Annotated in this window: 23 protein-coding genes and 3 pseudogenes; 6 read left to right on the top strand and 20 right to left on the bottom strand. The window is 59.5% G+C overall.

Features of this window, described 5'->3' with window-relative positions; all coding sequences use genetic code 11:
* Positions 1–59: 59 nt before the first annotated feature.
* Positions 60–1,399 (top strand): annotated as a pseudogene (locus ACLHZ1_RS10595) (ISNCY family transposase); the annotation flags it as partial.
* A 260-nt stretch (positions 1,400–1,659) separates the two neighbouring features.
* Positions 1,660–2,064 (top strand): hypothetical protein, encoded by a 405-nt coding sequence (locus ACLHZ1_RS10590; protein ID WP_427262058.1) that lies wholly within the window; start codon positions 1,660–1,662, stop codon positions 2,062–2,064.
* Positions 2,065–2,129: 65 nt separating this feature from the next.
* On the opposite strand, the gene ACLHZ1_RS10585 is transcribed toward ACLHZ1_RS10590, so the two are convergent.
* From ACLHZ1_RS10585 to yceD, 16 genes are all read right to left on the bottom strand, one after another.
* Positions 2,130–3,344, bottom strand: a complete 1,215-nt coding sequence (locus tag ACLHZ1_RS10585; protein ID WP_427262074.1) for an IS256 family transposase — start codon at positions 3,342–3,344, stop codon at positions 2,130–2,132.
* Between the two features lie 288 nt (positions 3,345–3,632).
* The gene (locus ACLHZ1_RS10580; RefSeq protein ID WP_427262057.1) at positions 3,633–3,845 is read right to left on the bottom strand and encodes a DNA-binding protein; all 213 of its coding nucleotides are present in this window, start codon (positions 3,843–3,845) and stop codon (positions 3,633–3,635) included.
* 262 nt (positions 3,846–4,107) lie between these two features.
* Positions 4,108–5,049, bottom strand: a complete 942-nt coding sequence (locus ACLHZ1_RS10575; protein WP_427262073.1) for a tyrosine-type recombinase/integrase — start codon at positions 5,047–5,049, stop codon at positions 4,108–4,110.
* Between the two features lie 374 nt (positions 5,050–5,423).
* Positions 5,424–6,203 carry a TatD family hydrolase gene (locus ACLHZ1_RS10570; protein ID WP_427262056.1) on the bottom strand — a complete coding sequence of 260 codons (780 nt, stop codon included), beginning with the start codon at positions 6,201–6,203 and terminating at the stop codon, positions 5,424–5,426.
* 17 nt (positions 6,204–6,220) lie between these two features.
* Positions 6,221–7,168: a DNA polymerase III subunit delta' gene (gene holB / locus ACLHZ1_RS10565; RefSeq protein WP_427262055.1), complete on the bottom strand. Its 948-nt coding sequence runs from the start codon at positions 7,166–7,168 to the stop codon at positions 6,221–6,223.
* A complete protein-coding gene (gene tmk, locus ACLHZ1_RS10560) occupies positions 7,153–7,779 on the bottom strand; it encodes a dTMP kinase (protein ID WP_427262054.1) in 627 nt (208 codons plus the stop codon). The genes holB and tmk overlap by 16 nt, the downstream gene beginning before the upstream one ends.
* Positions 7,779–8,780, bottom strand: a complete 1,002-nt coding sequence (mltG, locus tag ACLHZ1_RS10555) for an endolytic transglycosylase MltG (RefSeq protein ID WP_427262053.1) — start codon at positions 8,778–8,780, stop codon at positions 7,779–7,781. The genes tmk and mltG overlap by 1 nt, the downstream gene beginning before the upstream one ends.
* Positions 8,770–9,576 carry an aminodeoxychorismate lyase gene (gene pabC / locus ACLHZ1_RS10550; protein WP_427262052.1) on the bottom strand — a complete coding sequence of 269 codons (807 nt, stop codon included), beginning with the start codon at positions 9,574–9,576 and terminating at the stop codon, positions 8,770–8,772. Before pabC ends, mltG begins: the two co-directional genes overlap by 11 nt.
* A 72-nt stretch (positions 9,577–9,648) precedes the next feature.
* Complete coding sequence (fabF, locus tag ACLHZ1_RS10545) at positions 9,649–10,890, bottom strand: beta-ketoacyl-ACP synthase II (protein ID WP_427262051.1); 1,242 nt, start codon at positions 10,888–10,890, stop codon at positions 9,649–9,651.
* A gap of 81 nt (positions 10,891–10,971) precedes the next feature.
* Positions 10,972–11,208, bottom strand: coding sequence for an acyl carrier protein (gene acpP / locus ACLHZ1_RS10540; protein ID WP_005300909.1), 237 nt, complete (start codon positions 11,206–11,208; stop codon positions 10,972–10,974).
* Positions 11,209–11,365: 157 nt separating this feature from the next.
* On the bottom strand, positions 11,366–12,100 hold the full coding sequence (fabG, locus tag ACLHZ1_RS10535; protein ID WP_427262050.1) for a 3-oxoacyl-ACP reductase FabG: 735 nt from the start codon (positions 12,098–12,100) through the stop codon (positions 11,366–11,368).
* 13 nt (positions 12,101–12,113) lie between these two features.
* Positions 12,114–13,049, bottom strand: coding sequence for an ACP S-malonyltransferase (gene fabD, locus ACLHZ1_RS10530; RefSeq protein WP_427262072.1), 936 nt, complete (start codon positions 13,047–13,049; stop codon positions 12,114–12,116).
* A 78-nt stretch (positions 13,050–13,127) separates the two neighbouring features.
* A complete protein-coding gene (locus ACLHZ1_RS10525) occupies positions 13,128–14,087 on the bottom strand; it encodes a beta-ketoacyl-ACP synthase III (protein ID WP_041992300.1) in 960 nt (319 codons plus the stop codon).
* A gap of 7 nt (positions 14,088–14,094) precedes the next feature.
* Positions 14,095–15,114 (bottom strand): phosphate acyltransferase PlsX, encoded by a 1,020-nt coding sequence (gene plsX / locus ACLHZ1_RS10520; protein ID WP_408774640.1) that lies wholly within the window; start codon positions 15,112–15,114, stop codon positions 14,095–14,097.
* 9 nt (positions 15,115–15,123) lie between these two features.
* Positions 15,124–15,291: a 50S ribosomal protein L32 gene (gene rpmF, locus ACLHZ1_RS10515; RefSeq protein WP_005311492.1), complete on the bottom strand. Its 168-nt coding sequence runs from the start codon at positions 15,289–15,291 to the stop codon at positions 15,124–15,126.
* A gap of 19 nt (positions 15,292–15,310) precedes the next feature.
* On the bottom strand, positions 15,311–15,832 hold the full coding sequence (yceD, locus tag ACLHZ1_RS10510; RefSeq protein ID WP_084205223.1) for a 23S rRNA accumulation protein YceD: 522 nt from the start codon (positions 15,830–15,832) through the stop codon (positions 15,311–15,313).
* Positions 15,833–16,246: 414 nt separating this feature from the next.
* Here yceD and ACLHZ1_RS10505 point away from each other — a divergent pair, with 414 nt between their 5' ends.
* Positions 16,247–16,828, top strand: coding sequence for a Maf family protein (locus tag ACLHZ1_RS10505; RefSeq protein WP_427262049.1), 582 nt, complete (start codon positions 16,247–16,249; stop codon positions 16,826–16,828).
* 70 nt (positions 16,829–16,898) lie between these two features.
* Here the strand turns inward: ACLHZ1_RS10505 and ACLHZ1_RS10500 are convergent, their stop codons facing one another.
* Positions 16,899–17,546, bottom strand: a complete 648-nt coding sequence (locus ACLHZ1_RS10500; RefSeq protein ID WP_427262048.1) for an HAD family hydrolase — start codon at positions 17,544–17,546, stop codon at positions 16,899–16,901.
* On the bottom strand, positions 17,546–18,490 hold the full coding sequence (gene rluC, locus ACLHZ1_RS10495) for a 23S rRNA pseudouridine(955/2504/2580) synthase RluC (protein WP_209434875.1): 945 nt from the start codon (positions 18,488–18,490) through the stop codon (positions 17,546–17,548). Before rluC ends, ACLHZ1_RS10500 begins: the two co-directional genes overlap by 1 nt.
* A 413-nt stretch (positions 18,491–18,903) precedes the next feature.
* Here rluC and rne point away from each other — a divergent pair, with 413 nt between their 5' ends.
* The gene (gene rne, locus ACLHZ1_RS10490) at positions 18,904–22,167 is read left to right on the top strand and encodes a ribonuclease E (RefSeq protein ID WP_427262047.1); all 3,264 of its coding nucleotides are present in this window, start codon (positions 18,904–18,906) and stop codon (positions 22,165–22,167) included.
* Between the two features lie 433 nt (positions 22,168–22,600).
* Here rne and ACLHZ1_RS10485 read toward each other — a convergent pair whose 3' ends face one another.
* Positions 22,601–23,035 (bottom strand): YcgN family cysteine cluster protein, encoded by a 435-nt coding sequence (locus ACLHZ1_RS10485; RefSeq protein ID WP_427262046.1) that lies wholly within the window; start codon positions 23,033–23,035, stop codon positions 22,601–22,603.
* A 183-nt stretch (positions 23,036–23,218) separates the two neighbouring features.
* Here ACLHZ1_RS10485 and ACLHZ1_RS10480 point away from each other — a divergent pair, with 183 nt between their 5' ends.
* The gene (locus ACLHZ1_RS10480; RefSeq protein WP_427262045.1) at positions 23,219–23,413 is read left to right on the top strand and encodes a hypothetical protein; all 195 of its coding nucleotides are present in this window, start codon (positions 23,219–23,221) and stop codon (positions 23,411–23,413) included.
* On the opposite strand, the pseudogene ACLHZ1_RS10475 reads toward ACLHZ1_RS10480, so the two are convergent.
* Positions 23,408–24,360 (bottom strand): annotated as a pseudogene (locus ACLHZ1_RS10475) (transposase). The gene ACLHZ1_RS10480 and the pseudogene ACLHZ1_RS10475 overlap by 6 nt on opposite strands.
* An 84-nt stretch (positions 24,361–24,444) precedes the next feature.
* On the opposite strand from ACLHZ1_RS10475, the pseudogene ACLHZ1_RS10470 reads away from it, so the two are divergent.
* A pseudogene (locus tag ACLHZ1_RS10470) lies at positions 24,445–24,804 on the top strand (transposase); the annotation flags it as partial.
* Positions 24,805–24,807 lie beyond the last annotated feature (3 nt).

Raw genomic sequence — 24,807 nt, 5'->3', positions numbered from 1 at the left:
GAAGTGTCACTCCGGGTTGCTAAGCTGGTTAGTTACCGACCATGCAATGGGCATCCCTGATGAGACGCAACGAGATCTGGTTTAGCATGAGAGAAATCGACCGGCTCAAGACTATCCAAGCAATCGTGGATGGCCACCTCACAGCAAGTATCGGGGCTCAGCGACTGGACCTATCCGTTCGCCAAATTTACCGATTAGTCGATCGGTATAAGTTATCTGGGCCACCGGGGTTGCGTTCACAGCATATTGGCAAGCCCAGTAATCATCAGCTACCCGTTGGGGTGAAGGAGCGTGCTGGACGGCTCATTTTACAGCATTACCCTGATTTCGGGCCAACATTAGCCGCAGAGAAGTTGGCTGAGCTACATGGCATCCACCTTGCCATCGGCACAGTTCGCCAGCTGATGATCGATCTGGGATTGTGGGTACCGCGTCGGCAGCGTCCCCCCAGGATCCAACAGCCTCGCTACCGGCGGGCCTGCTTTGGTGAGCTTATCCAAATTGATGGCTGTGATCATCGCTGGTTTGAAGATCGGGCGCCAGCCTGTACCGCCATCGTGTTTGTGGACGATGCGACCAGCCAGATCACCGCTCTGCGTTTTGTGCATTCCAAGTCTACCTTCGCCTACTTTGGCACACTGCGCGATCACCTGGTCGCTCACGGCAGACCGTTGGCATTTTAGCCAGCGTGTTCAGGGTCAACCACAAGTCAGCTCGCGGAGAGGGACAAACACAGTTTGCCCGTGCTCTGAATGAGCTCAACATCGACGGCTTCTGTGCACACAGCAGTGCGGCCAAAGGCCGTGTAGAGCGAGCACACTTGACCTTGCAAGACAGATTGGTGAAGGAGCTGAGATTGGCAGGGATCAGCTCGATTGTCGATGCCAATGCATGGCTACCGGGCTTCATTGTTGATTACAACCAGCGTTTCGGTAAGGCCCCTTTACATGAGCTGGATGTGCATCGGCCCTTGGGCCCACAAGACGATCTGGAGCACACGCTGATCTGGAAGGAACCGAGACAGGTATCCAAGCGACTTACGACCCAGTATGACAAGGTGCAATATCTGTTGTTCGATACCCCCGCCCAGCGCCGCCTGATCGGTCGAGAAATCACGGTGTACCACTATTGCGATGATCGGGTGGAGTTACGTGGGCCAGAGGGTGAGCTCTTGGAATACTGCATCAATGATCACCTCGCGCCCGTGAATCAGGGGGCTGTTGTCGATAACAAGCGGCTTGGCCATGTTTTGCAAATGGCGCAGGAAGTGCAAACCATGCGTGATGATGTGCGCTCACGCAGCCTGCCAGCTAGCCCGACCACGAACCGGCGCCGTGGGCCACACCCTGATAAGGTAAAACCCAATCGGCTAGGAGAAGAACAGTATTACAAGGCGCTGCTGGACGTTAGCGGCGAACGGATGGAGGCGCAATCAGATAGGCCAGAGCTGTTTGACATTGCGAAGGAAGCCATACAGACAGCGGTAAAACGTAAACGTGGGCGGCCACAGATCACCGGACCACAGGAGATTCCATCTTCCCCTGTTATCACTGCGGCAATCATTGAGTGGCAGCAACAGCAGGGAAAGTAAGTGATTAGTCAGATGTCCAAGTGCACAACTATACTTAGTTTTATTTATTAAGAATGTATGGAGGCATTATGGAATACGTTATCAGCATTGTATTATTTATCTTGGTGTTATTTATAATAAAAACACTTTCATTTAGAGCAAAATCAATCAATGCTGCAATTGAAGCATTGAAAAAGAGTATCTCAACATTACCGAACGATTCAACGCCATCACCTAACGTGATGAAGTCAAAGTTAGCTAATAAATACTATGACTTGAGCCACCGAGTACAAACCAATGACATTCGGGACTATGCGAGAAAAACCCTTTCGATTCAAAATCCTACCCCTAGTCATGTTGCAATGCTTTTGCTTAAAAGCTTGAGTTATGACTTTAAACAAGAGGGGGTGTCTATCAATCTAGCGGCCTTAGGGGATATATCATGCTGGTGTGATGCCGCCTACGAATATTTAGTAGAACAAGAGCGAAATTGATATATAAAAGTCTAGTTATCACCTAGACCGAGCCTGTAAATGATTCTGTGTAACTGCCCACTCCATTACACGTGACCGTTCAGGCGATCTCCGAACTCGATAATAAAGCGATTCAGGGCAAGCTTCCAATTCTGGATCGGCATGGTCCATTTCTTGGAGGCCTGCTGTATCGCGAGAAACGCCACTTTTAGCGCAGAGTCGTCGGTCGGGAAGAGCTTCCTTTGCTTGGTCGCTTTGCGCAGCACGCTGTTCAACGACTCAATGGCATTGGTGGTGTAAATCACCTTCCGGATGGCGGGGGGATAATCGAACAGCGTGATCAGATTATCCCAGTTACCCTGCCAGGAGCGCGCTATTTGCGGGTACTGGCTATCCCAGCGCTCGCCGAAGGCCGCCAGCGCCTGCTGAGCCTCACGTTCCGTCGCAGAGTGGTAGATCTGCTTCAGATCCGCCGTCACCGCCTTGTAGTCCTTCCAGGAGACATAGCGCAACGAGTTGCGCACCATGTGGACGATACACAGTTGAACCTTGGTCTGGGGATACTCCACTGCAATGGCATCAGGGAAGCCCTTGAGACCGTCCACACACGCAATCAGGATGTCTTCCAAGCCGCGATTCTTCAGCTCGGTCAGGACCGATAGCCAGAACTTTGCCCCTTCGGTCTCGGCCAGCCACAGGCCCAACAGCTCCTTGTGACCCTCCATATTGATGCCCAGTGCCAGATAGAGCGACTTGTTAATCACCCGCTGGTTCGCGCGGATCTTCAGCACAATGCAGTCCAGATAGACGATGGGATAGAGCGGATCCAGCGGCCGGTTTTGCCATTCGTGGACCTGCTCGATGACACGTTCGGTCACCTTCGATACCAGCCCCGCCGAGATGTCGGCGTCATACATCTCTTTGAACGCGTCCACGATATCGCGCGTGCTCAAGCCCTTGGCGTAGAGGGCGAGGATCTGGTCGTCCATCTGGGTCAGGCGGGACTGGCCCTTGCGGACAAACTGAGGCTCGAAGGAGCTGTTGCGGTCACGAGGCGCCTGGATGGTGACCTCTCCGTGCTGCCCTTTGAGGCGTTTGGTGGAATAGCCATTGCGATTATTGCCGGTGCCACGGCCTTGTGGGGCGTGTTTCTGGTAGCCCAGATGCTCGTCCATTTCGGCATTGAGCGCGGTCTCGACGGTGAGCTTGATCAGCTGTTGGGTGAGGGTGCCGAGATCTTTTTCAGACTTGATGTCTTTGGCCAGCTCAGCAGCCAGAGCTTTGAGTGTGTCTTGGTCCATTTGCTTACCCACGAAGGTATCCTTTTGAAAAAGTTACTTATTCGTGGGCGGTTACACAATTGGATTTACAGGCTCCCTAGACCAGATGTGAAGTGATAACTAGGCTTGATGACATTCCAATCGTCAGATTCAAACGAAGCCTAACACTGAATCCCTAGGCGAGCACATGTGAGCTCGAATGTATGCCCATCGCCATATGTGTGAAATTCATACTCTCTATTACCTAAGCAGGCCGCTTGCCCTTCTTCAATAAGTGGTTTCAATTCTTGCCACATCCAGCCTGCTGGTTCACTGAGCAACCGAATCGTCATTGCCATGTCTGCCATGATATAACTCCAAATTCAGCTTGTTGGTTTGGCTTCTAGCCTTAGCGATATCACCAAGGACTATAGCAAGCAGTTCAGGGTCTCCGATCTCTATTGCTTCATTGAGATAGGCTGTTATCTCTAGCTCGTTCGTCAGGTATTCGGAGGGCTCGTATCTACTGAATTCTTCTTTCATACCTTACTTTTCAAGTTCCAAATGAAGAACACTTTGAAAGGTTAACACAGTAAGTAGCGTTGATTTGAATTGTGAAATTTCAGCGCGAGCGATCAAAATGGTGAGACTCCTGTGGCCCTTCACTACACTTGTGTTGTCGTGACTCTTTACTCAGCACTTACTCTATTTTATGACATTTCTATTTGACGGAATTCACGACATTTCAACTAGTTTTTGACAGGGGGGATGTCAGCCCCGGATTGTACTGTTCGCGGCTCCCGGCTCAGAGCAGCCCCTGCAGGGCATGGTCATCGAACTTGTTGGCATCGTCGAAATACTCCTGCAAGGTGCGCATGTCCTTGTGGCGAGTGACCTCGATGATCTTGTTCATCGGCTTGCCGGCCGTCACCGCCGAGGTGATGAAGCCCCGCCTCAGGCTGTGGCCGCTGACATAGAGATCGTCGATGGCCATGCCGGTGCGCCGCTTGATCATCAGGTTGATGCCTTGCGGTCCGAGGGGGTCCTGGGTGAGTTGACCCCAGCGGGTCATGCGGCGAAACAGGGCACCTTGGCTGATGCCACTCATGGTCAGCCAGTGGCGCAGGGCCGCGATGGGGCAATGTTCCCGCCCCGGGATCAGGGCTATCTCGGTCTCATGGAGCTGATGCTTGCTCGGCTTGAGACGCAGCCTCACTCCCCGCCCGACGAAATCGAGATCCTCGACCTCGATACGGGCCGCTTCCGAGCGACGCAGGGCTCCGCTGAACATCAACAGCAGCAAGGTGTGGTCTCGCAGACCCGCCAGGGTATCTGTGTCGATCGCCTCGAGTACCTGGGCCAGGGGTTGCAGGGTCAGGGCCCCTGTCTTGCGCTTGCGGGTCTCACCGAGACGCACTATCCCCCGCATCATCTCCTTGATCTCGCTGTGCTCGGTGGGCATGGGCGCTATCCCCTTCTGGCGAAAGGCATAGCGGATCCCCGCCAGACGCCGCACCAGGGTGGCCGGTTTCCTCGGCTCCCCGTTGCGCAGCTCCCCCCTGCCCCGGCTCTTGTCGAGCCAGACCCAGTGGGCGAGTACCCCATCGGCCTGATCCGCCAGGAAGTTCATGATATCGAGGTGGTTGCAGGCCAGGGGATCCAGCCCCTGCAACTGGCACCAGTGGACGAAGATACGGGTATCCGCCTGATAGGCATTGAGGGTGGTGTCGGCCTTGGCACTGCGCAGGAAGCGGCGAGCTCGGCTGTTGAGCCTGGCATCGAAGACGCTCTGCAACCCTTGGTGAGCCGTCTGGGGCAAAAAAGCGGAAGTCACTGGTAACCCTATGATTTCATATGGAGTTCCGGGGATCTTACAGGATCTTTCATCCTCATCAAGTATCGATAATGAATATTATCGATACTTGATGGATCTGCCTTCAACCCAGGCAAGCCCCCGTTCAATCCTCACCTTGAGTGGCTTCATAACATTGCTTTTCATGGGTATTAGGTTGGATTGGCCGTCCGAGGTGTGAGAGATAACGCATCCTGTGATGGCGTGTTTGCGTGAGGGAAGATAGGCGCTTTAAATGAAACAGACCCCGTTGCACGGGGCCTGTTGGCTCACTGCTTGGCCAGTTTGAACAGCTCGAAAAAGTTGTGGCTGGTGGCTTGCGCCAGTTCGGCAAGGGGGATCTGACGCAGGTCGGCGATGAACTGGGCCACGTCAACCACGAAGGCGGGTTCGTTCTCCCTCCCCCGGTGTGGCACCGGCGCCAGATAGGGAGAGTCCGTCTCTATCAGCAACCGCGACAGCGGCAGTGCCCTGACCACCTCCTGCAAGGCGGCGGCACTCTTGAAGGTCACTATGCCGGAGATGGAGACATAAAAGCCCATGGCCATGGCGGCCTCGGCCATCTCCAGGGATTCGGTGAAGCAGTGCAGCACGCCACCCACCTGATCCGCTCCCTCTTCGGCCATGATCCGCAAGGTATCCTCCTGGGCATCCCGGGTATGGATGATCAGGGGCTTGTTCAGCGCCCGCGCTACCCGGATATGCTCTCGGAACGAGTGCTGCTGCACCTCTTTATTCTCAGGACTATAGAAATAATCGAGCCCGGTCTCACCGATGGCGACCACCCGAGGATCCTTTGCCTGCTCGAGCAGCAGGGGGGCGTCCACGCCGGGATCCTGATTGAGCGGGTGCACGCCGCAGGAGGCAAACACCTGGGGATAGGGCGCGATCGCCGCCAGCATCTCTGGAAACTGTTGCTGGGTCACGCTCACACACAGAAAGTAACCCACCTGGCGCGCCGCCGCCTTGGCCAGCACATCGGCCAGATCGGTCTGCTTGCTGCCATAGCTGAGCCGATCCAGATGGCAATGGGAATCTACGAATAACATGGGATCTTTTCCTCTGTTCACAGCCAATGGCTGAGCCAGTTCATCAGATGTATGGTCGGATTGGAGAGTTGCCCCGGTTGGCAGGCCTCTTTGAGGCTGACGAGACGTTGCTCGGCATCGAGCAGCCGCTCGCTGGAGTGGCCCTCGGCCAGAGCATGACTGAGCCCGGCCATATCCGGCATCGCCAACTGCTGATGACCGCAGCCGGCCTGGGTCTTGAGGGCATCGCACAGCAGCAGTTGCAACCAGTGCAAGCGGATCTGGGTCTCCTGTCCCAGCAGGGAGCAGAGCGCGGTGATCCGGGTCGGCTCCTGGCTCAGCTGCACGAAGCCCCCCAAGAGATCCTGGCGTGCCTTGTCCTGTTGCTGCGCCAGATAGTCGAGCACCCGCAGCGGCGCCCCCTGGCAGATCCGCACCTGGGCCTGGGTCGCCGGATGGCCCTGTTCAGCCAGCCAGTTCAGGGTGACCGGCTCGGGGGGAATGTGGCAGACATGCTTATGGCAGCGGCTGCGGATGGTGGGCAGGAGACGGGAGATCTGCGAGGCGATCAGCAGCAGCAGGCTGTCGCCGGCCGGCTCTTCCAGGGTCTTGAGCAGGGCGTTGGCCGCCGCTTCCGTCATGCGTTCGGCATCGGGCATGATCACCACCTTGCCGCGACCGAGCTGGGCGGAACGCTGCAGACGCGAGCCGAGCTCGCGCACCGCATCCACCCCTATGGTCTTGCTGTCGCCTGCGATGATGCTGAGATCAGGATGGTTGCCCTTGTCTGCCAGCTGGCAGGCATGGCAGTGGCCACAAGGTTCCCCCTGCCGGGGTTGGTGGCACAGATGGAGCCGTGCCAGCCGCTCCGCCAGCTGCTCCTTGCCAAGGCCGGCTTCCCCCAGCAGCAACCAGGCATGGCCGAGTCGCCCGGCGACCGCGCTCTGGCTCAGGGCCTGCCAGTCCGGGATCAGCCAGGGATACATGCGCGGCTGTCCAGTGCGAGTTCGATGGCGGCCTTGACCCGCTCCGGTGTCTGGCTGGCATCGATCACCAGGATGCTGTCATCCTGGGCGGCCAGCTCGAGATAACGGGCCCGGGTCCGCTCGAAGAAGCTCAGCTGCTCCAGCTCGATCCGGTCGAGTTCCCCACGATGGCGAGCCCGCTGCAATCCCAGGGCGGGATCGATGTCGAGATAGAGGGTGAGATCGGGTTTGAAGTCGCCGAGCACCGCTTGCTTGATGGCGTGAATGAGCCCGCTGTCTATGCCGCGCCCGCCCCCTTGATAGGCCTGGGAGGAGAGATCATGCCTGTCCCCCACCACCCAGATTCCCTCACGCAGGGCCGGTTTGATCCGCGTCTCCACCAGTTGCACCCGGGAGGCATACATCAGCAGCAGCTCGGCCTGGATGGTGAGTGGTTCCTCGTGCACCTCCTTGACGATGGCCCGCATCCGCTCGGCCAATGGGGTGCCACCCGGTTCCCGGGTACACTCGATGCGCGAGACGCCATGGGCCTTGAGGTAGTCGGTGACATACTGGACGGCGGAGCTCTTGCCCGCCCCTTCCAGTCCTTCGATCACGATAAATTTGGACATCAGGATTTCTTCAAAATGTATTGGCGAACCGCCCGGTTATGCTCTTCGAGGGTTCGGGAGAAGTGATGGGCACCGCCCCCCTTGGCGACGAAGTAGAGAAAATCGCTCGCCTTGGGGTTGAGGGCCGCCTCGATGGATGCCTTGCCCGGCATGGCGATGGGGGTTGGTGGCAGGCCGTCGATCACATAGGTGTTGTAGGGATTCACGTCGGTGAGATCGCTGCGGCGAATATTGCCATCGTAGCGATCCTTGACCCCATAGATGACGGTCGGATCCGTCTGCAACTTCATGCCAAGGCGCAGCCGGTTGACGAAGACACCGGCAATCTCGGCACGCTCCTCGGGCACCCCTGTCTCCTTCTCTATGATGGAGGCCATGATCAAGGCTTCATAGGGCGTCTTGTAGGGCAGGTTCTCCTGGCGATTCTCCCAGGCGGTTTGCAGGACGCTCTCCATCTCCTGATGGGCGCGGCGCAGCACGGAGAGATCGCTGGCATGAACCGTATAGGCGTAAGTCTCCGGCAGGAACCAGCCTTCCAGCTTGCCATTGTCGATGCCGAGCTCATGGGCCAGCTCGGTCTCGTCTTGCTCCAGGGTGACCCGCTCCAGATAGGGGGCGCTGGCGAGCTGCTTCTGCCAATCCTCGAAGCGGGATCCCTCGACGAAGGTCAGGCTTAAATGAAACTCTTTGCCCGAGGCAAACAGGGAGAGAGTCTCCTTCAAGGGGGTCCCTTCCTTGATCTCGTAGGTGCCTGACTTGATGGCCGCCAATTCAGGATGGCTGCGAAGCCAGAGCCGAAGCGCCCAGGGGGTCACCTCGCCATCGGCCAGTTCGGTGATGAGGCCGGCGGCATGGGAGCCCTTTGTGACTGTGTAGAGGCGGGTCGGCCCCTTGTTGGTCAGGGTCTCCACCTGATACCACTTGTAATAGACGTACCCGCCGGCCAGGGCGGCGCTCAGGGCCGCTCCCGCGAGCAGGGTGTAAAGCCGATTAAACTTCAATTAGCAATCGCTCCTGTAGACGACGCACCACCTGCTGTGAGTCGTACTCTTTATGCTCGATACGGGTGACGGGCACCAGGCCCATCAGGGTATTGGTCAGCCAGACCTCCTCGGCCTGCCAGAGTGACTCCAGGGGGGCTTCGACGATACGCAGCTCGATCCCCATCTGACGCAGGAGCGACATCACCTGTCGGCGCATGATGCCATCCACGCCACCGTGGCCAAGATCCGGGGTAAAGACGGTGCTCCCCCGGCGCCAGAACAGGTTGGCACTCACCCCTTCCACCAGAAACCCTCGGCAATTCAATACTATTCCTTCGACTGCGCCTTGCTTGGCAAGTTCGCCTTTAAGCAAAACTTGTTCCAGTCGATTGAGGGTCTTGAGTCCGGCCAGCATGGGGCTGTCACCAATGCGCTGCTGGCAGACGCCAATGCTGATGCCGGTCCGCTGCCAATCCAGATAGTGCATGGGATAGGGCGCCAGAGAGAGGATCCGGCTGGTCTGCAGGCAGCCAGTGCCATCATAGCCACGGCCCCCCTCCCCTCGGGTCAGCACTATCTTGGCGACGGCCAGCGCCTGATCGGCGATCAGGGTGTCGAGCTCGGCCGCCAGACTGGTCCAGCACGGCGGCGAGATGGCGAGTCGCGCGCAGCCCTGTTGCAAGCGCGCCAGATGCTCGGGCCAGTAGCGGGCCCGCCCCTCCTGGATCAGCAGGGTGGTGAAATGGCCATCGCCATAGGCCAACCCTCGATCCCGGGCCGATATCGACTCTGCGGATACACCATTGATGAGCAAGCGGGATCCCTCCGATAAAAAAGGCCCGATACGAGCTCGTATCGGGCCTATTGAACATTGCCCTGGCGAGAATTATACGCGTTTGAAGATCAGGGAGCCATTGGTGCCGCCAAATCCGAAGGAATTGGAGAGGGCGTACTCGAACTGGCCTGGTTTGGCCACATGGGGCACCAGATCCAGATCGCACTCCTCATCCGGATTGTCCAGGTTGATGGTGGGCGGAGCCACCTGATCCCGAAGGGCCAGCACGGTAATGATCGCCTCGATGGCGCCGGCGGCACCCAGCAGATGACCGGTCATCGACTTGGTGGAGCTGATCATCAGGGCGTTGGCATGGTCGCCAAACACCTCTTTCATGCCACGCAGCTCGGCCACGTCACCCAGGGGGGTGGAGGTGCCATGGGCATTGATGTAACCGATCTGCTCGGGGGCGATGCCGGCATCCTTGATGGCGTTCTTCATGGCGCGAGCGCCACCGTTGCCATCAGAAGGCGGGGCCGTCATGTGATAGGCGTCGCCACTCATGCCAAAGCCAACCAGTTCGGCGTAGATCTTGGCGCCACGGGCCTTGGCATGCTCGTACTCTTCCAGCACCAGCACCCCGGCGCCGTCACCCAGCACGAAACCGTCGCGATCCTTGTCCCAGGGGCGACTCGCCTTGGTGGGTTCGTCGTTGCGGGTAGAGAGCGCCTTGGCCGCCGCGAAGCCGCCCATCCCCATGGGGGTGGACGCTTTCTCGGTGCCACCGGCGACCATCACGTCCGCATCACCGTAGGCAATCATGCGACCGGCCATGCCGATGGCATGGGTGCCAGTGGTACAGGCGGTGGTCACGGCAATGTTCGGCCCCTGCAGTCCCTTCATGATGGAGAGATGACCGGACACCATATTGATGATGGTGGATGGCACGAAGAAGGGGCTCAGCTTGCGCGGGCCGCCATTGACGAGGCTGGTATGGTTCTGTTCAATCAGACCCAGGCCGCCGATGCCGGAACCGATGGCCACACCCACCCGCTCTGCGTTGTCTTCGTTGACAACCAGACCCGAATCATCCAACGCCTGTATGCCCGCCGCCACGCCGTACTGGATGAAGAGATCCATCTTGCGGGCTTCTTTGCGGTTGATGCCGTACTGTTCGGGATCGAACGCCTTGACCTGGCCTGCGAAACGGGTCGCAAACTCGCTGGCATCAAAGTGTTCGATGGGAGAGATGCCGCTCTGCCCGTTGAGCAGGGCTTGCCAGCTGGATTCGGCTGTGTTGCCCACCGGGGAAAGCATTCCCAGGCCGGTCACCACGACTCTGCGTTTTGACACTGAGCTAGTCTCCGAGAGGTATTTTGAAAGGGGTAAACATAAAAGAAGCGGCCCTTGGGCCGCTTCTTTCAGAACAGGAACTTATTCCTGATTAGCGGTGATGTAGTCGATAGCCGCTTGAACAGTGGTGATCTTCTCGGCTTCTTCATCCGGGATCTCGGTATCGAATTCTTCTTCCAGCGCCATTACCAGTTCAACGGTATCCAAAGAGTCAGCGCCCAGGTCGTCGACGAAGGAGGCAGCGTTTTTAACGTCTTCCTCTTTAACACCCAGTTGTTCGATGATGATTTTCTTTACGCGTTCTTCGATGTTGCTCATGACCTGAATTTTCCTTTAAAAATACGCTATTGCGTCTGGTTGGGGTAGTTTATTCAATTGACGTTGGTTTGCAAGTAGCTTGCTGCTGGTCAAACCACGAAATGTGCCAAACTTCGGCGTAATATCGCAAATTTGAGCAGAACTGACGACAAATTGATTACACCATGTACATCCCGCCGTTAACATGCAGGGTTTCGCCGGTGATGTAGGCGGCGTCATCAGATGCCAAGAATACCACAGCGGCGGCAATTTCTTTCGGATCGCCCAAACGGGCTGCGGGCACCTGGCTCATGATACCTGACCGCTGCTCTTCATTGAGCGCCTTGGTCATGTCGGTCTCGATGAAACCTGGGGCCACCGCATTGACCGTGATACCACGGGATGCCACTTCACGGGCCAGCGACTTGGTAAAGCCCACCAGACCGGCCTTGGCGGCGGCATAGTTGACCTGACCTGCGTTGCCCATGGTGCCCACCACGGAACCTATGCTGATGATGCGGCCATGGCGCTTCTTCATCATGGCGCGCAGCACCGGCTTGCTCAGACGATAGAGGGAAGTGAGGTTGGTGTCGATGATTTCGCTCCACTCATCATCCTTCATGCGCATCAACAGGTTGTCGCGGGTGATACCGGCGTTGTTGATCAGGATGTCGATGTCGCCAAAACGCGCCTTGATGGCGGCGAAGACGGCTTCGATGGATTCGGGGCTGGTCACATCCAGGGCCAGGCCGCAGCCATGCTCGCCCAGATAGGCGCTGATGGCCTCGGCGCCACGCTCGCTGGTCGCGGTACCCACGACTTTCGCGCCACGGGCCACGAACGTCTCGGCAATGGCACGACCGATGCCACGACTGGCGCCGGTCACCAACACAACCTTATCGGTAAAACTCATGCTCTACTCCTGTTTACTGAATCTGGGCCAGCGCCTGTTCGAATGAAGCGGCATCGTTGGCATGAATGCCTTCCACCCGCTTGTCGATACGCTTGGCGAGACCGGTCAGTACCTTGCCCGGTCCCATCTCGATCTCGAGGGTGATGCCCTCATTGGCCATCCGCTCGACCGTCTCGGTCCAACGTACCGGGCTGAACAGCTGACGCACCAGCGCCTGCTTGATGGCGGCCGGATCCTGTTCACAGCTGACATCGACATTATTGATGACAGCGATGGATGGAACCTTGATCTCGATCCCATCCAGGGCCGCGGCCAGCTTCTCGGCGGCCGGTTTCATCAGGGCGCAGTGAGACGGCACCGAGACCGGCAGCGGCAGCGCCCGCTTGGCACCGGACGCCTTCATCAGCACATTGGCACGCTCGACGGCTTCCTTGTGCCCGGCGATCACCACCTGGCCCGGGGAGTTGAAGTTGACCGGGGAGACCACCTGCTCCTCTGCGGCCTGCTCGCAGTTGGCGGCGATGGTGTCGTTGTCCAGGCCGATGATAGCGGCCATGGCGCCGGTGCCTTCCGGCACGGCTTCCTGCATGGCCAGGCCGCGCAGTTCGACCAGCTTGACGGCATCAGTGAAGGCCAGGGCGCCGCTACAGACCAGGGCGGAATACTCGCCGAGGCTGTGACCGGCCATGACGGCCGGGGTCGCCCCACCCTGCTGCTGCCACAGACGCCACAGGGCAACGGAGGCGGTCAGCAGGGCCGGTTGGGTCTTCCAGGTCTTGCCCAGCTCTTCTGCCGGCCCCTGCAGGGTCAGCGCCAGCAGATCATAACCGAGCACCTGGCTCGCCTCGGCGAAGGTCTCTTTGATAATCGCATGCTGTTCGGCCAGTTCGGCCAGCATGCCGACAGCCTGGGAGCCTTGTCCCGGAAAAGCGATGGCAAATTGGGTCATCATGATGTCCTTTAAAGCGAAAACGACATGAGGAGCGTGGCCGGCACAGGGCTGGCCACGCTCCTTCGTGGTGAAAGCTTAGAAGCGAACCAGGGCTGAGCCCCAGGCAAATCCGCCACCAAACGCCTCGAGCAGCACCAGCTGACCGCGCTGGATACGACCGTCACGGACCCCTTCATCGAAGGCGATGGGGACGGAGGCGGCCGAGGTATTGCCGTGTTTGTCGAGGGTCAGCACCACACGGTCAAGGCTCATGCCGAGTTTCTTGGCGGTGGCGTTGATGATGCGGTAGTTGGCCTGGTGCGGCACCAGCCAGTCGAGCTCGCTCGGATCTATGTTGGCGGCGGCCAGGGTCTCGGTCACTATCTCGCTCAGGCGGGTCACCGCGACCTTGAACACATCGTTGCCCTTCATATACATGTAGGCTTCGAGCTCGCTGCCGCTCAGGCCGCGACGGGGTTGGGGCAGCTTGAGCAGATCGCCATAGCGACCATCGGCATGCAGGTGGGTGGAGAGGATGCCAGGGGTCTCGCTGGCACCAATGACCACGGCCCCTGCCCCATCACCAAACAGTATGATGGTGCCGCGATCTTGCGGATCGCACATGCGTGACAGCACATCGGCGCCGACGACCAGCACATGGCGGGCCGCCCCCGATTTGACGAACTGATCGGCGATGGAGAGGGCATAGGTGAAACCGGCGCAGGCGGCGGCGATGTCGAACGCCGGGATCCCCGGCACGTCCAACAGGTTTTGCAGCTCGCAGGCGGCAGCCGGGAAGGCATTTTCGGCACTGGTGGTGGCCAGCACTATCATGTCCAGATCGCTTGCCTGGAGGCCGGCGGCATCCAGTGCACGCAGGGCGGCCTGATGAGAAAGGGTGGCGACGGTTTCGCCATCCCCCGCGATACGGCGCTCATGGATCCCGGTGCGCTCCACGATCCAGTCGTGACTGGTCTCGACCATCTGTTCGAGATCGGCGTTGGTGCGCACTGAACTTGGCAGGTAGCTGCCAGTACCCAGAATTTTGCTATGCATAGAGTTCTTATAGATCCCTGTCGGAAAAGACAGATTCAAGGCGATCTGCTATTTGCAATGGAAGTTGATGCTTGGCCTCTTGCGCGGCCAGCAGGATCGCAGTAGAGAGGGCGCGACGTTCGGCCCGCCCATGACTTTTTACCACAATGCCGCGCAATCCTAACAGACTTGCACCGTTATACTGGTCGGGGTTCAGGTAAGAAAAACGCCGTTTGAGCATAAATCCTGCGATCAGCCCAAGAAAACTGCGCTTTTTTCGCGGATAACCGGCCAGTTGTCCCATCATGCGCACCACCCCTTCCGCCGTCTTCAGGGCCACATTGCCCACGAAGCCATCGCAGACGATGACATCCGCCTGGCCGGTGAACAAGCAGTCTCCCTCGATGAAGCCGGTGAAGTTGATGGCAGGGCACTGGCGCAACAGCTCGGCGCTGTGGCGCACCAGATCGTTGCCCTTGATCTCCTCCTCCCCCACGTTGAGCAGCGCGACACGAGGTGACGCTATGCCCTCCACCAGTTCGGCGACGACCGAGCCCATGACCGCAAATTGCAGCAAGGTGTCGGCATCGCAACTGACGTTGGCCCCCAGATCCAGCATGACGGTGCGCTTGCCCGCCACCGTCGGCAGCGCCTTGATAAGGGCGGGTCTGTCGACCCCGGGCAGGGACTTGAGCACGCACTTGGCCATGGCCATCAGGGCCCCGGTGTTGCCCGCACTGACGCAGGCATCGGCGGCGCCGCTCTTGACCAGATCCAGCACGACCCGCATGGAGGAGTCTTTGAGGGTTCTCAGCGCGACGATCGGCTTATCGCCCATCCCGACGACCTGGGAGGCATGTACGAAGCGAACGCGGGGATGATTGAGCAAGCCATGCTGGCGCAGAAGCGGTGTGACGCTGGTTTCGTTGCCGACCAGGATCAGATTGAGCCGGGGCAAAAGAGACAGTGCCTGCACGGCGGCAGGCACTGTTTCAGAGGGACCGAAATCGCCCCCCATTATGTCTAGCGCGACGTTGAGCGTAGACAAAGGCAATCCTTAAGCGATTACCTTTTTACCGCGGTAGAAACCATCGGCAGTCACGTGGTGACGACGATGAATTTCGCCACTGGTCTGATCAACAGTCAGGGCAGCGCTGGTCAGTGCATCGTGGGAACGACGCATGCCACGCTTGGCACGGGTTTTACGGTTCTGTTGTACGGCCATGGTAGGCTAACTCCTAGATTCACTTACGTTTAAGCTCTTCAAGAACTGCAAAGGGGTTTGGCCGCTCATCAGCAGGTTCGATATCACCCCAGGTCATCTCCATGTTTCCTCTCGGACAGGCATCCATGGGATGCATTGCGACTTGAGGCAACGAGAGGATGAGTTCATCCTCCAGGATTTGATGAAGATCTATCTCGCCGTTTTCGTCCAACTCAATGGGCTCATAAGCTTCCGGCAGTTCTTCCTCGTTTGTTCTTTCGAACAGCGGAGTGTAGATAAATTCAGCTTCACAAAGGTGTTGAAACGTCTCTCCACAACGCTGGCAAACCAGGTCAACCTCGGCATGGGCAGTGCCTTTCATAACGGTCAACTTCTGGACATCTTTGCCAAAGTGCAGTGACACATCCACATCACTTCGCAAGCCTGCGGTTGATGCCTCCAGCCTGGGCATCTGCGACTTTTCAACTATCCCGACATAATCGAGTAGCTTCAAGGCACTACGGACTGGATCAACCTTAACGGGCAACTTCACCTTTTGCATAGGGCGCGAATATTATAGGTCCAACAGGGGATAGTCAAAGGAAAAAGTCCTTACCGCCGATGATTTTAACAACACATGCCCCCAAGATGCCGGGGCTTGCGCTCATCGGTGACCGATTATGCCACAAAGCGGCGGATCCGACACAGGATCCTGTCCGCCACTTGGGCCCTCGGGTGATCGTCAAGTGTCATTCATGTCGCCTAGCGTCCTTTATCCGGCAGGCAAGATGAGTGCTCGCCATTCGTCCATCGCCCGTGACCCTCACCCTGATGTGCCCGGGCATCATCATGGTCAAATGACATCAGGACACCAGACAGGACGCCCGGGCGGGCGTTGCCATCCCATTCGGCAATTGCCCTGTCGATGGCGCGGCGATACCATCGGCCGCTGATCGCAACGAACCTGGATATCATGATGTCAACACCGCTGATCCTCGCCTCCACCTCCCCCTATCGCAAAGCACTGCTGGAAAAGCTCGGCCTCCCCTTCGAGTGTGCAGCCCCCCGGGTGGATGAATCTCCTCTGCCCGGCGAATCGGCCGAGGCGCTGGTGACGCGGCTCGCCCATGCCAAGGCGGCAGCCATTGCCGACGAGGTTGAGCGGGGATTGATCATTGGATCAGACCAAGTGTGTGTCTGCAACGGCAGGATCCTCGGCAAGCCGGGGTCGGTGGACAATGCGGTGGCGCAGCTCATGGCCGCACAAGGGCGCAGCGTCACCTTCTATACCGGCCTCACCGTGCTGGATGCCGCCACGGGCCAATGCCATGATCTGGTCGAACCTTTCACGGTCCACTTTCGCCCCCTGGATGAGGCGGCCATTCGCCGCTATGTCGAGGCCGAACGGCCGCTCGATTGCGCCGGCAGCTTCAAGTGTGAAGGGATGGGAATCGTGTTGTTCGAGGCGCTGGAGGGGCGCGATCCCAATGCCCTGATAGGCCTGCCCCTGATCGGCCTCATCGAGCTGCTGGGGCGTCACGGTCTCGCCCTGCCCTGACGCCCATGACACGCCAGCCATGAAAAACGGGAGCCCAGGCTCCCGTTTTGTCATTGTTGTCAGCGACTCGCTAATCCAGAATGCGCCTCAGCTGGGCCATGGTGTCGACGATGGCGACCGGATCATGGGCCTGCAGCCGTTCTCTGCCGTGCACGCCCCAGGTCACCCCGATGCGGGCCATTCCCAGCGCCTCGGCCATGGCAAGATCATGGACCGAGTCCCCTATCATCACCGCCTCGCCAACCGGCAGCGCCAGCTCGTCCAGCAGTTGACTCAGCATCAGAGGGTCGGGTTTGGAACGGGCCTCGTCGGCGCCGCGACTGGCGGCAAACAGCGGCCCCAGCCCCGTCTCCTCGAGTACCCGATCCAGACCACGGCGAGACTTGCCGGTGGCCACCGCCAGCAAGATGCCGCGCCCATGCCAGTCATGGAGCAAGTCGGCGGCACCGGCAAACAGCGGGCTCGGCGTATCGTCATGAAGATAATGATGACGATAGGCGGCGACCAGACGGGCACAGGACGCACTCCCCACCGTCAATCCGAACAGGCTCGCCAGCCCCACCTCCAGGCTCAGGCCGATGATCTGCCGGGTCTGCTCCCGGGCAGGGAGTGACAGACCGCACTCCCCGGCGGCCAGTTCGACACAGTTGACGATGCGCCCGATGGAGTCCATCAGCGTGCCGTCCCAGTCGAAGATGGCGAGCCGGGTACCCTGCATCAGCGCGCCAGCTTGTTCAGGAAGGTATCGAGCTCGGGGGCCAGCGGCGCCTCGATCAACACCTCCCGGCCATCCACCGGATGGGTAAAGGTGAGCTTCCAGGCATGCAGGAACAGCCGTTTCAGCCCCTGGCTGCGCATTTTTTCATCAAAGGCCGCTTCACCATACTTATCATCGCAGGCGATGGGGTGGCCGGCGTGTTGGGTGTGGACCCGGATCTGGTGGGTGCGGCCGGTGATGGGGCTGCATTCCACCAGGGTTGCCTCGGCAAATTGGCGGGCAATCCGAAAGCGGGTTTCGGACGGCTTGCCGTCACTGCTGACCCGCACCACCCGCTCGCCCGATTGCAGATCGTTCTTGCGCAGGGGCGCATTGACCACCTTGACGTGGGACTGCCACTGACCGCGCACCAGCGCCAGGTACTGCTTGCGCATGGTCTTGACTCGCAACTGCTCGTGCAGGCTGCGCAGGGCGCTGCGCTTCTTGGCGACCAGCAAGACGCCGGAGGTGTCACGGTCGAGCCGGTGAACCAGCTCGAGGAAGCGGGCTTCCGGGCGCAGGGCACGCAGCCCTTCAATCACGCCAAAGCTCAGGCCGCTGCCGCCGTGCACCGCCATGCCGGACGGTTTGTTGAGCACTATCATGGCGTCATCTTCAAACAGGATCTGGCTCTCCAGACGCTGGATGCTGCCGAGGTTGGCGGAGGGGAGTTCGTTCTTTTCGGCGACGCGCACGGGGGGCACCCGCACCTCGTCACCCGGGCAGAGCTTGTATTCCGGTTTGATGCGCTTCTTGTTGACGCGCACCTCCCCTTTGCGAAGGATGCGATAGATCAGGCTCTTGGGGACGCCCTTTAACTGAGTCTTGAGAAAATTGTCGATGCGCTGCCCTTCATGCTCAGCTTCGATGGTGAGCAGCTGCACTTGTTGATGTATCTGTGTCATGGCGCGGATTTTAACACCCCACGGGCCCCTTGGCTCCATGCTTTGTTGAAAAATGGCACCTTGCTATAAAAGTGGTTTAAATGGGATAATAAACAAGGTTTTGTCATTGTGTTCAAGCCTTGTACTAAGTGGCCAAAAAGTATGCCACCCAATCCCGAAACACCGTGTATACAAGAACATGACGGTTCCCGGGTGCGAGGTACAGCGCATGGAGAACGCAAACAGAACCGGCTATTTGTCTCCACACCGGCATCCTTTATTCATCCCTTCTCGAGAAGGCTGAACCAGAGCGCCCTTAGTTTGCGCCTCATGCGTACCCCAACCGGGAGGTTGCCCCAGTATGCTGAAGACCCGAGGCCGGCGCCGGCAGGATCCTGTGGAGGAAATCAAAATGACAAAATAATGAGAACTCAATGAAAAGAATGCTAATCAACGCGACTCAGGAAGAGGAGTTGCGCGTAGCGCTGGTTGACGGACAACAGCTCTACGATTTGGATATTGAAAGTCCGGGACACGAGCAGAAGAAAGCGAACATTTACAAGGGCAAAATCACCCGCGTAGAACCCAGTCTCGAAGCTGCTTTTGTCGACTACGGCGCCGAGCGCCACGGTTTCCTGCCGTTAAAGGAGATCGCCCGCAATTATTTCCCCTCCGGTTACTCCTATCAGGGTCGTCCCAACATCAAAGAAGTGGTCCGCGAGGGCCAGGAAGTGATCGTCCAGATCGATAAGGAAGAGCGTGGCACCAAGGGTGCGGCCCTCACCACCTTCATCAGTCTGGCCGGCAGCTACCTGGTGCTGATGCCCAACAACCCCCGTGCCGGCGGCATCTCCCGCCGCATCGAGGGTGACGAGCGCACCGAACTGAAAGAGGCCCTGTCGGGTCTTACCGTGCCGGAAGGCATGGGGCTCATCGTGCGTACCGCCGGTGTCGGCAAGTCCCCCGAGGAGCTCTCCTGGGATCTGAACGTCCTGCTCAATCACTGGGATTCCATCCACAAGGCCTCCCAGCAGCGTGCCGCCCCGGTGCTCATCCATCAGGAGAGCAACGTGATCGTGCGCGCCATTCGTGACTATCTGCGTCGCGATGTGGGCGAGATCCTGATCGACAACCCCGTCATCTTCGAGCGCGCCAAGGCGCATATCGAGCTGGTTCGCCCCGATTTCCTCAATCGGGTCAAGCTGTACCAGGGTGACGTGGCTCTGTTCAATCACTTCCAGATCGAGAGCCAGATTGAGTCTGCGTTCCAGCGTGAAGTGCGCCTGCCCTCCGGCGGCAGCATCGTCATCGATCCGACCGAGGCCCTGACCTCCATCGACATCAACTCCTCCCGCGCCACCAAGGGCGGCGACATCGAGGAGACGGCGCTGCAGACCAACCTGGAAGCGGCCGATGAGATTGCCCGTCAGTTGCGCCTGCGCGATCTGGGTGGCCTGATCGTCATCGACTTCATCGACATGACCCCGGTTCGCCATCAGCGTGAAGTGGAAAACCGTCTGCGTGAAGCCGTCCATCAGGACAGGGCCCGCATCCAGTTGGGCCGGATCTCCCGTTTCGGCCTGCTGGAGATGTCCCGCCAGCGCCTGCGCCCCTCCCTCAACGAGTCCAGCAGCCACATCTGCCCCCGTTGCCAGGGTCAAGGGGTCATCCGTGACAACGAGTCACTGGCCCTCTCCATCCTGCGCCTCATCGAAGAAGAGGCCCTGAAGGACAACACCGAACAGGTCCATGCCCAGGTGCCGGTGGATGTCGCCGCCTACCTGCTCAACGAGAAGCGCAGCTCCATCGCCAGCCTCGAGCAGCGCAACGATGTGCGCCTCTACATCATCCCGAACCAGCATCTGGAGACGCCCCACTACGAGGTGACCCGCATTCGCAAGAATGAGATCCCCGAAGCGGTGAGCTACGAGCTGAAGACGGAGATAGCCAAGCCCATCTACCAGCCCAAGCAGGCCCAGGCCATCGAGCGGGAACAGCCGCTGCTGCAAGGCTTCATCCAGCCGGCCCAGCCCGCGCCGGCTGCCGCCGCGGCGCCTCAGCCTGCCGCACCGGTCGCCCCTGCCCCCGTGGCAGAGGCTGGCCTGGTCGGCAAGTTCTTCAAGGCCATCGCCGGCATCTTCGCCCCTGGCCCTGCCGCCCCCGAGGCCAAACCGGCAGCACCGGTCCAGGCCGAGGCCCGCAAGGAAGAGAGTCACCGCCATCAGCGTGACGAGCGTCGTGGCCCGCGTCAGGGCAACCGCAACCGCAACGAAGGGGGTGAACAGCGCCGTGACGCCAAGAGTGGCGAGCAGGGTGACAATCGTGCCCGTCGTCCGCGCAAGGAGCGTGAGCCCCGTACCGAGCGCGAGCCGCGTCAGGCCAACGAGGCGCGCACCGAACGGGAACCCCGTCAGCCCCGCGAGCCTCGCGCCGAGCGGGAACCTCGCCAGGCCAACGAAGCCCGCGCCGAGCGTGAGCCCCGTCAGCCCCGCGAACCGCGTCAGCCCCGGGAACCCCGTGGTGAGCGTGAACCGCGCCAACCCCGCGAGCCCCGTGCCGAGCGTGACACCCAGGTGCAGGCCGTGGTCGCCGCCGAAGCGCTGCCGACCCAGGTAGAGACTCAAGTCGAGGCTCACCAGGAGAAGGAGCTGATCGTCGCCGAGCGCCGCGAACGTCGTCAACTGCGCAAGCAGATCCGCATCGATGCGCCCCAGGCCGAACAGCCGCTAGCCGCCGTGGTGGCCACCGAAGACGCCGATGCCCCGCAGGGTGACGATCAGGACGGCCAGCGCCGCTCCCGTCGCAACCCCCGTGGCCAGCGTGGCGAAGGTCAGCGCCGCAAGCGCATCAACGAAGAGAGCCGCGGTCAGCGCGAAGAGGAGCAGCCCCAGGCCGAGAGCAATGAGCCGGTGACCCCGCTGGTTGCCCCTCTGAGCCCGCAAGCCATCGCCGCCGCAACCCAGGCCTCCGCCGCCCTGGTCGAGCACGCCGTCGTGGATACCGATCACCACCTGCCGGAAGTGCCCTTCGTCGACACCAGCAAGGTCGTCAGCGAACCGGTCGCCCCGGTTGCCGAACCCGCGCTCGCGCCGCAAGCCGAGCAGCAGGTCGAGCAAGCGGTCGTGGTAGCGGACGTGCAGGCAGAGGTCGCCGTTGTGGCCGCAGCCGAACCCGCTCAGGTTGCCCCCGCTCCGGTCGAGCCCAAGGTGGAGGCACCCGCCCAGACCGACGCCCCCGTCCAGGTGGTGGAAGCGGCCCAGGCCCCTGTGCAGGCTGACGCCGCGCCAGTTGAGCTGGTTCAGGTTGACGCTGTTGAGCCGGCTCAGGTCGACGCAGTCCAGCCGCCGGCCGCAACCGAGGTTGAGGTCACCCCAGTGGCCGACGTCGCTCCCCTGGTCGCCGAGGCAGAGGTCATTGCCCCCGCCGCCGAGGCCCCGGTGGCAGCCGCAGCCAGCGCCCCGGCTGCCCTCGCCAAGGTAGAGGCCGCCAAGTCTGCGCCGCGCGCTACCGGTGGCTTGCTGGCCCAGGCCCGCAAAGCCTCCGCCCCCATGGCGACCCCGGCCGAGGCCCCTGCCCTGCCGGCCGCCGAGCCTGTCGACTACCCGCCCCTGGTGCGCGGTGACGTTGCCAGCTCGGGTCGTCACGCGGGCAGCACTGCGGCCGTCAACAAGGCCCACAGCCCGGCCGTCCGTCCCTAAGGGAATGCCCGTCATCAAAAAGAGCCGCAGATGCGGCTCTTTTTTTATCTCTGCTGTCCCGTCCTGAATATGGTTTACACCTTTCCCCCGAATAGATGGAGATCCCGATTGGTTTCTCGGATGGTTTCTCGCGGTTTCTCGGACACCCATCCACCTTGGTCGGCGGTTTCTGGCGCGGCGGTTTCTGGGACACCCATCTCTTTTCACCACCGCTGGTTTCTCGGACACCAGGCGGTTTCTGGGACACCCGACGGTTTCAGGGAGGGTGGTTTCGAGGTTTCTGGGCCACCCATCTCTTTTCTCGCCCATCTCTTTTCGCCACAAATGGCTCCCGCCCCATGCCTTGCACCGTCAGCTTTGCTGGCAAGCCTCCCGTCAGAAACGAAAAGAGCCACGCAAGGTGGCCCTAATTAGGGACGAGCAAGCGAACAGATCAGCTCGCCCAGGTAATGATGTGATCCTCCCACTCCCCCGCCTCGCGCTCGTGTATCACCTTGCCGCGTACCGACTGCCCCGCCTGGTGCATGGCGGAGCGGCTGCCGGTGATGAGCGGGTGCCACACCGGCAGGCTCTGCCCCTCGGCCAGCAGGCGGTAGGCGCAGCTGGAGGGCAACCACTGGTACTCCTCTATCTTCTCCACCGTGATCTGCAGGCAGTCCGGCTCCTTCTTGAAGCGATTGTGGTAGTCGGAGCACTGACAGCTCCTGGTGTTGAGCAGGTTGCAGGCCACATTGGTGAACACCAGCTCATCGGTATCGGCGTCGATCAGCTTGTTGAGGCAGCACTTGCCGCAGCCATCGCACAGGGACTCCCACTCGGCAGTGGTCATCTGTTGCAGGGTCTTGGCCTGCCAAAAAGGAGTTTGCATAAGGGGCTCGCTAAATACACCAGGAAAGCGCGTGGTTATACCCCTTATACCCCGATTTTTCAAGGTAAAGGGGACCATCTCATCACAGTAAAAAACCGGACAAGCCCGGGCTCAGAGGCGCGCAATACCCGCGGGAAGTACCCGGCACGAAGCACATGAACGAGTGAGGATACGTTTTCTATCATGGACACCCATCCTTTTAAGCAGAACATCACCAAGCCGCCGGTCGATGCCACTGTGGCTGTTGTTGGATTATGTGTCTTGCTCAGAGGTGAAGCAGACGTGTTTAATGCAAGGCCGCATTTTTCAGGCAGCGTTATGCTGGCATCTGCTGATATACCGGGTATTTTGGGTGAGGTGTGTGCTAATGGTTCATGACAGTGGCTGATAGCACCGTCGCTGGCCGCAATGGTAGGCAAATAGCTGGCAGTGCTCCCTGTCCCCCACCACTCTGATGCCTTGCCGGCGAAACAGTGCCACCCGCTTCAACCAACCAGCACCATCCAGGTTCAGCCGTTGCAGTATGGGGGCGAGACTGGCTGGAATATGACCCTGCTTGTCTGCCCGAATGGCGCGTCCGGTCCAATCAACCAGCATCAGGTAGTCAGCTAAGGCATAGGGCAAACCATCCGGATAAGGTGTGCTTTGACCCGCAAATGGCAGCAATAGCGGAGGCAAGGCGTCGCTTGCTGGTGTTTCATCCAGACGCTGCTTGATGCTGGTGTAATCGCTCTGCTCGGGCCTGTCTGCCAGTGCCGCTCGTATCGGGTTGAGATCAACATAAGTCATGCAGGCCAGCAGGGCTGACTCGGTGAGCAGGGCCTGGCTCTTGAAGCGCCCTTCCCAGAAATGCCCCTTGCAGCCATCTTCCCGATTGGCCTGCCGCGCCAGGGTTTCATTGAGCAGCCGCACAAACCAGCTGATGGAGTGCAGCCGTTCACGCCATTGCCCTATCAACTGCTGCACGACCAACAACTCGGACTCAATCAGAGATTCCCCCTGATGCCAGCGCCGCACCAGCAGCGGCCATTGGAACAACGCCGCCCAACGTTCGGCCACCTCCCGCTCCAGCTGGCGGCTGTGTCTGGCTCCACTTTGAGCACCAGATGATAGTGGTTGCTCATCACGGCATAAGCGCAAACACCGATGGCAAACAGCCGGGACAGCTGGCCCAGCTTGTCGACCACCCATTGGCGCCGATGTTCGTAACTCTGGCCGGAATAGACATCCTCCCCGCACAGAAAAGCCCGCCGCACGCAGCGGCTGACCACGTGGTAGTAAGGCGTATCCTGCAAACTGATTTGACGTGAACGGGCAATGGTCATGGCTCACCCCCTGGGCAGTGGCACCTCAAGCCAAGTACAGGGCTACGCCGCAGTCAAAAAGGTGGGTGTCCTAGAAAAAGGCAGTTGGTGGACAAGATGCTGGATGAGGCTCTGGCAAGATTACAGCCAGGAGATGCGCCGGTGCTGCACTCGGATCAAGGCTGGCAATATCAGATGGCCAGCTATCAGACGCAGTTATCGTCAAGGGAGGTGAAGCAAAACATGTCACGCAAAGGGAACTGCCTGGACAATGCGGTGGTAGAGAACTTCTTTGGGCTGCTGAAGAGCGAATGCTGGTTCAACGAAGAGTACGAAGATACAGAGCAGTTGAAACGTGCGGTGGATGAATACATCCACTACTACAACCACGAGCGGATCAAAGCAAAACTAAACGGCCTGAGCTCGGTACAGTACCGAACTCAGGCCATGTCATCCGCCAACTAATGT

It is taken from the genome of Aeromonas sobria, from assembly GCF_050266975.1.
Classification (GTDB): Bacteria; Pseudomonadota; Gammaproteobacteria; order Enterobacterales; family Aeromonadaceae; genus Aeromonas; species Aeromonas sobria_B.
The sequence above is the reverse complement of the archived record's forward strand: the minus strand, read 5'-3'. Positions and strand labels throughout refer to the sequence as shown.

Coding starts and splice junctions, on each gene's coding strand:
- ACLHZ1_RS10585 (WP_427262074.1), bottom strand. CDS start 3,344: ATGGACCAAGACACACTCAAAGCTCTGGCTGCTGAGCTGGCCAAAGAC.
- rluC (WP_209434875.1), bottom strand. CDS start 18,490: ATGACACAGATACATCAACAAGTGCAGCTGCTCACCATCGAAGCTGAG.
- ACLHZ1_RS10480 (WP_427262045.1), top strand. CDS start 23,219: ATGGACACCCATCCTTTTAAGCAGAACATCACCAAGCCGCCGGTCGAT.
- ACLHZ1_RS10525 (WP_041992300.1), bottom strand. CDS start 14,087: ATGCATAGCAAAATTCTGGGTACTGGCAGCTACCTGCCAAGTTCAGTG.
- rpmF (WP_005311492.1), bottom strand. CDS start 15,291: ATGGCCGTACAACAGAACCGTAAAACCCGTGCCAAGCGTGGCATGCGT.
- fabD (WP_427262072.1), bottom strand. CDS start 13,049: ATGACCCAATTTGCCATCGCTTTTCCGGGACAAGGCTCCCAGGCTGTC.
- ACLHZ1_RS10505 (WP_427262049.1), top strand. CDS start 16,247: ATGTCAACACCGCTGATCCTCGCCTCCACCTCCCCCTATCGCAAAGCA.
- ACLHZ1_RS10485 (WP_427262046.1), bottom strand. CDS start 23,035: ATGCAAACTCCTTTTTGGCAGGCCAAGACCCTGCAACAGATGACCACT.
- rne (WP_427262047.1), top strand. CDS start 18,904: ATGAAAAGAATGCTAATCAACGCGACTCAGGAAGAGGAGTTGCGCGTA.
- acpP (WP_005300909.1), bottom strand. CDS start 11,208: ATGAGCAACATCGAAGAACGCGTAAAGAAAATCATCATCGAACAACTG.
- ACLHZ1_RS10570 (WP_427262056.1), bottom strand. CDS start 6,203: ATGTTATTCGTAGATTCCCATTGCCATCTGGATCGGCTCAGCTATGGC.
- ACLHZ1_RS10500 (WP_427262048.1), bottom strand. CDS start 17,546: ATGCAGGGTACCCGGCTCGCCATCTTCGACTGGGACGGCACGCTGATG.
- ACLHZ1_RS10590 (WP_427262058.1), top strand. CDS start 1,660: ATGGAATACGTTATCAGCATTGTATTATTTATCTTGGTGTTATTTATA.
- ACLHZ1_RS10580 (WP_427262057.1), bottom strand. CDS start 3,845: ATGAAAGAAGAATTCAGTAGATACGAGCCCTCCGAATACCTGACGAAC.
- tmk (WP_427262054.1), bottom strand. CDS start 7,779: ATGTCCAAATTTATCGTGATCGAAGGACTGGAAGGGGCGGGCAAGAGC.
- yceD (WP_084205223.1), bottom strand. CDS start 15,832: ATGCAAAAGGTGAAGTTGCCCGTTAAGGTTGATCCAGTCCGTAGTGCC.
- holB (WP_427262055.1), bottom strand. CDS start 7,168: ATGTATCCCTGGCTGATCCCGGACTGGCAGGCCCTGAGCCAGAGCGCG.
- fabG (WP_427262050.1), bottom strand. CDS start 12,100: ATGAGTTTTACCGATAAGGTTGTGTTGGTGACCGGCGCCAGTCGTGGC.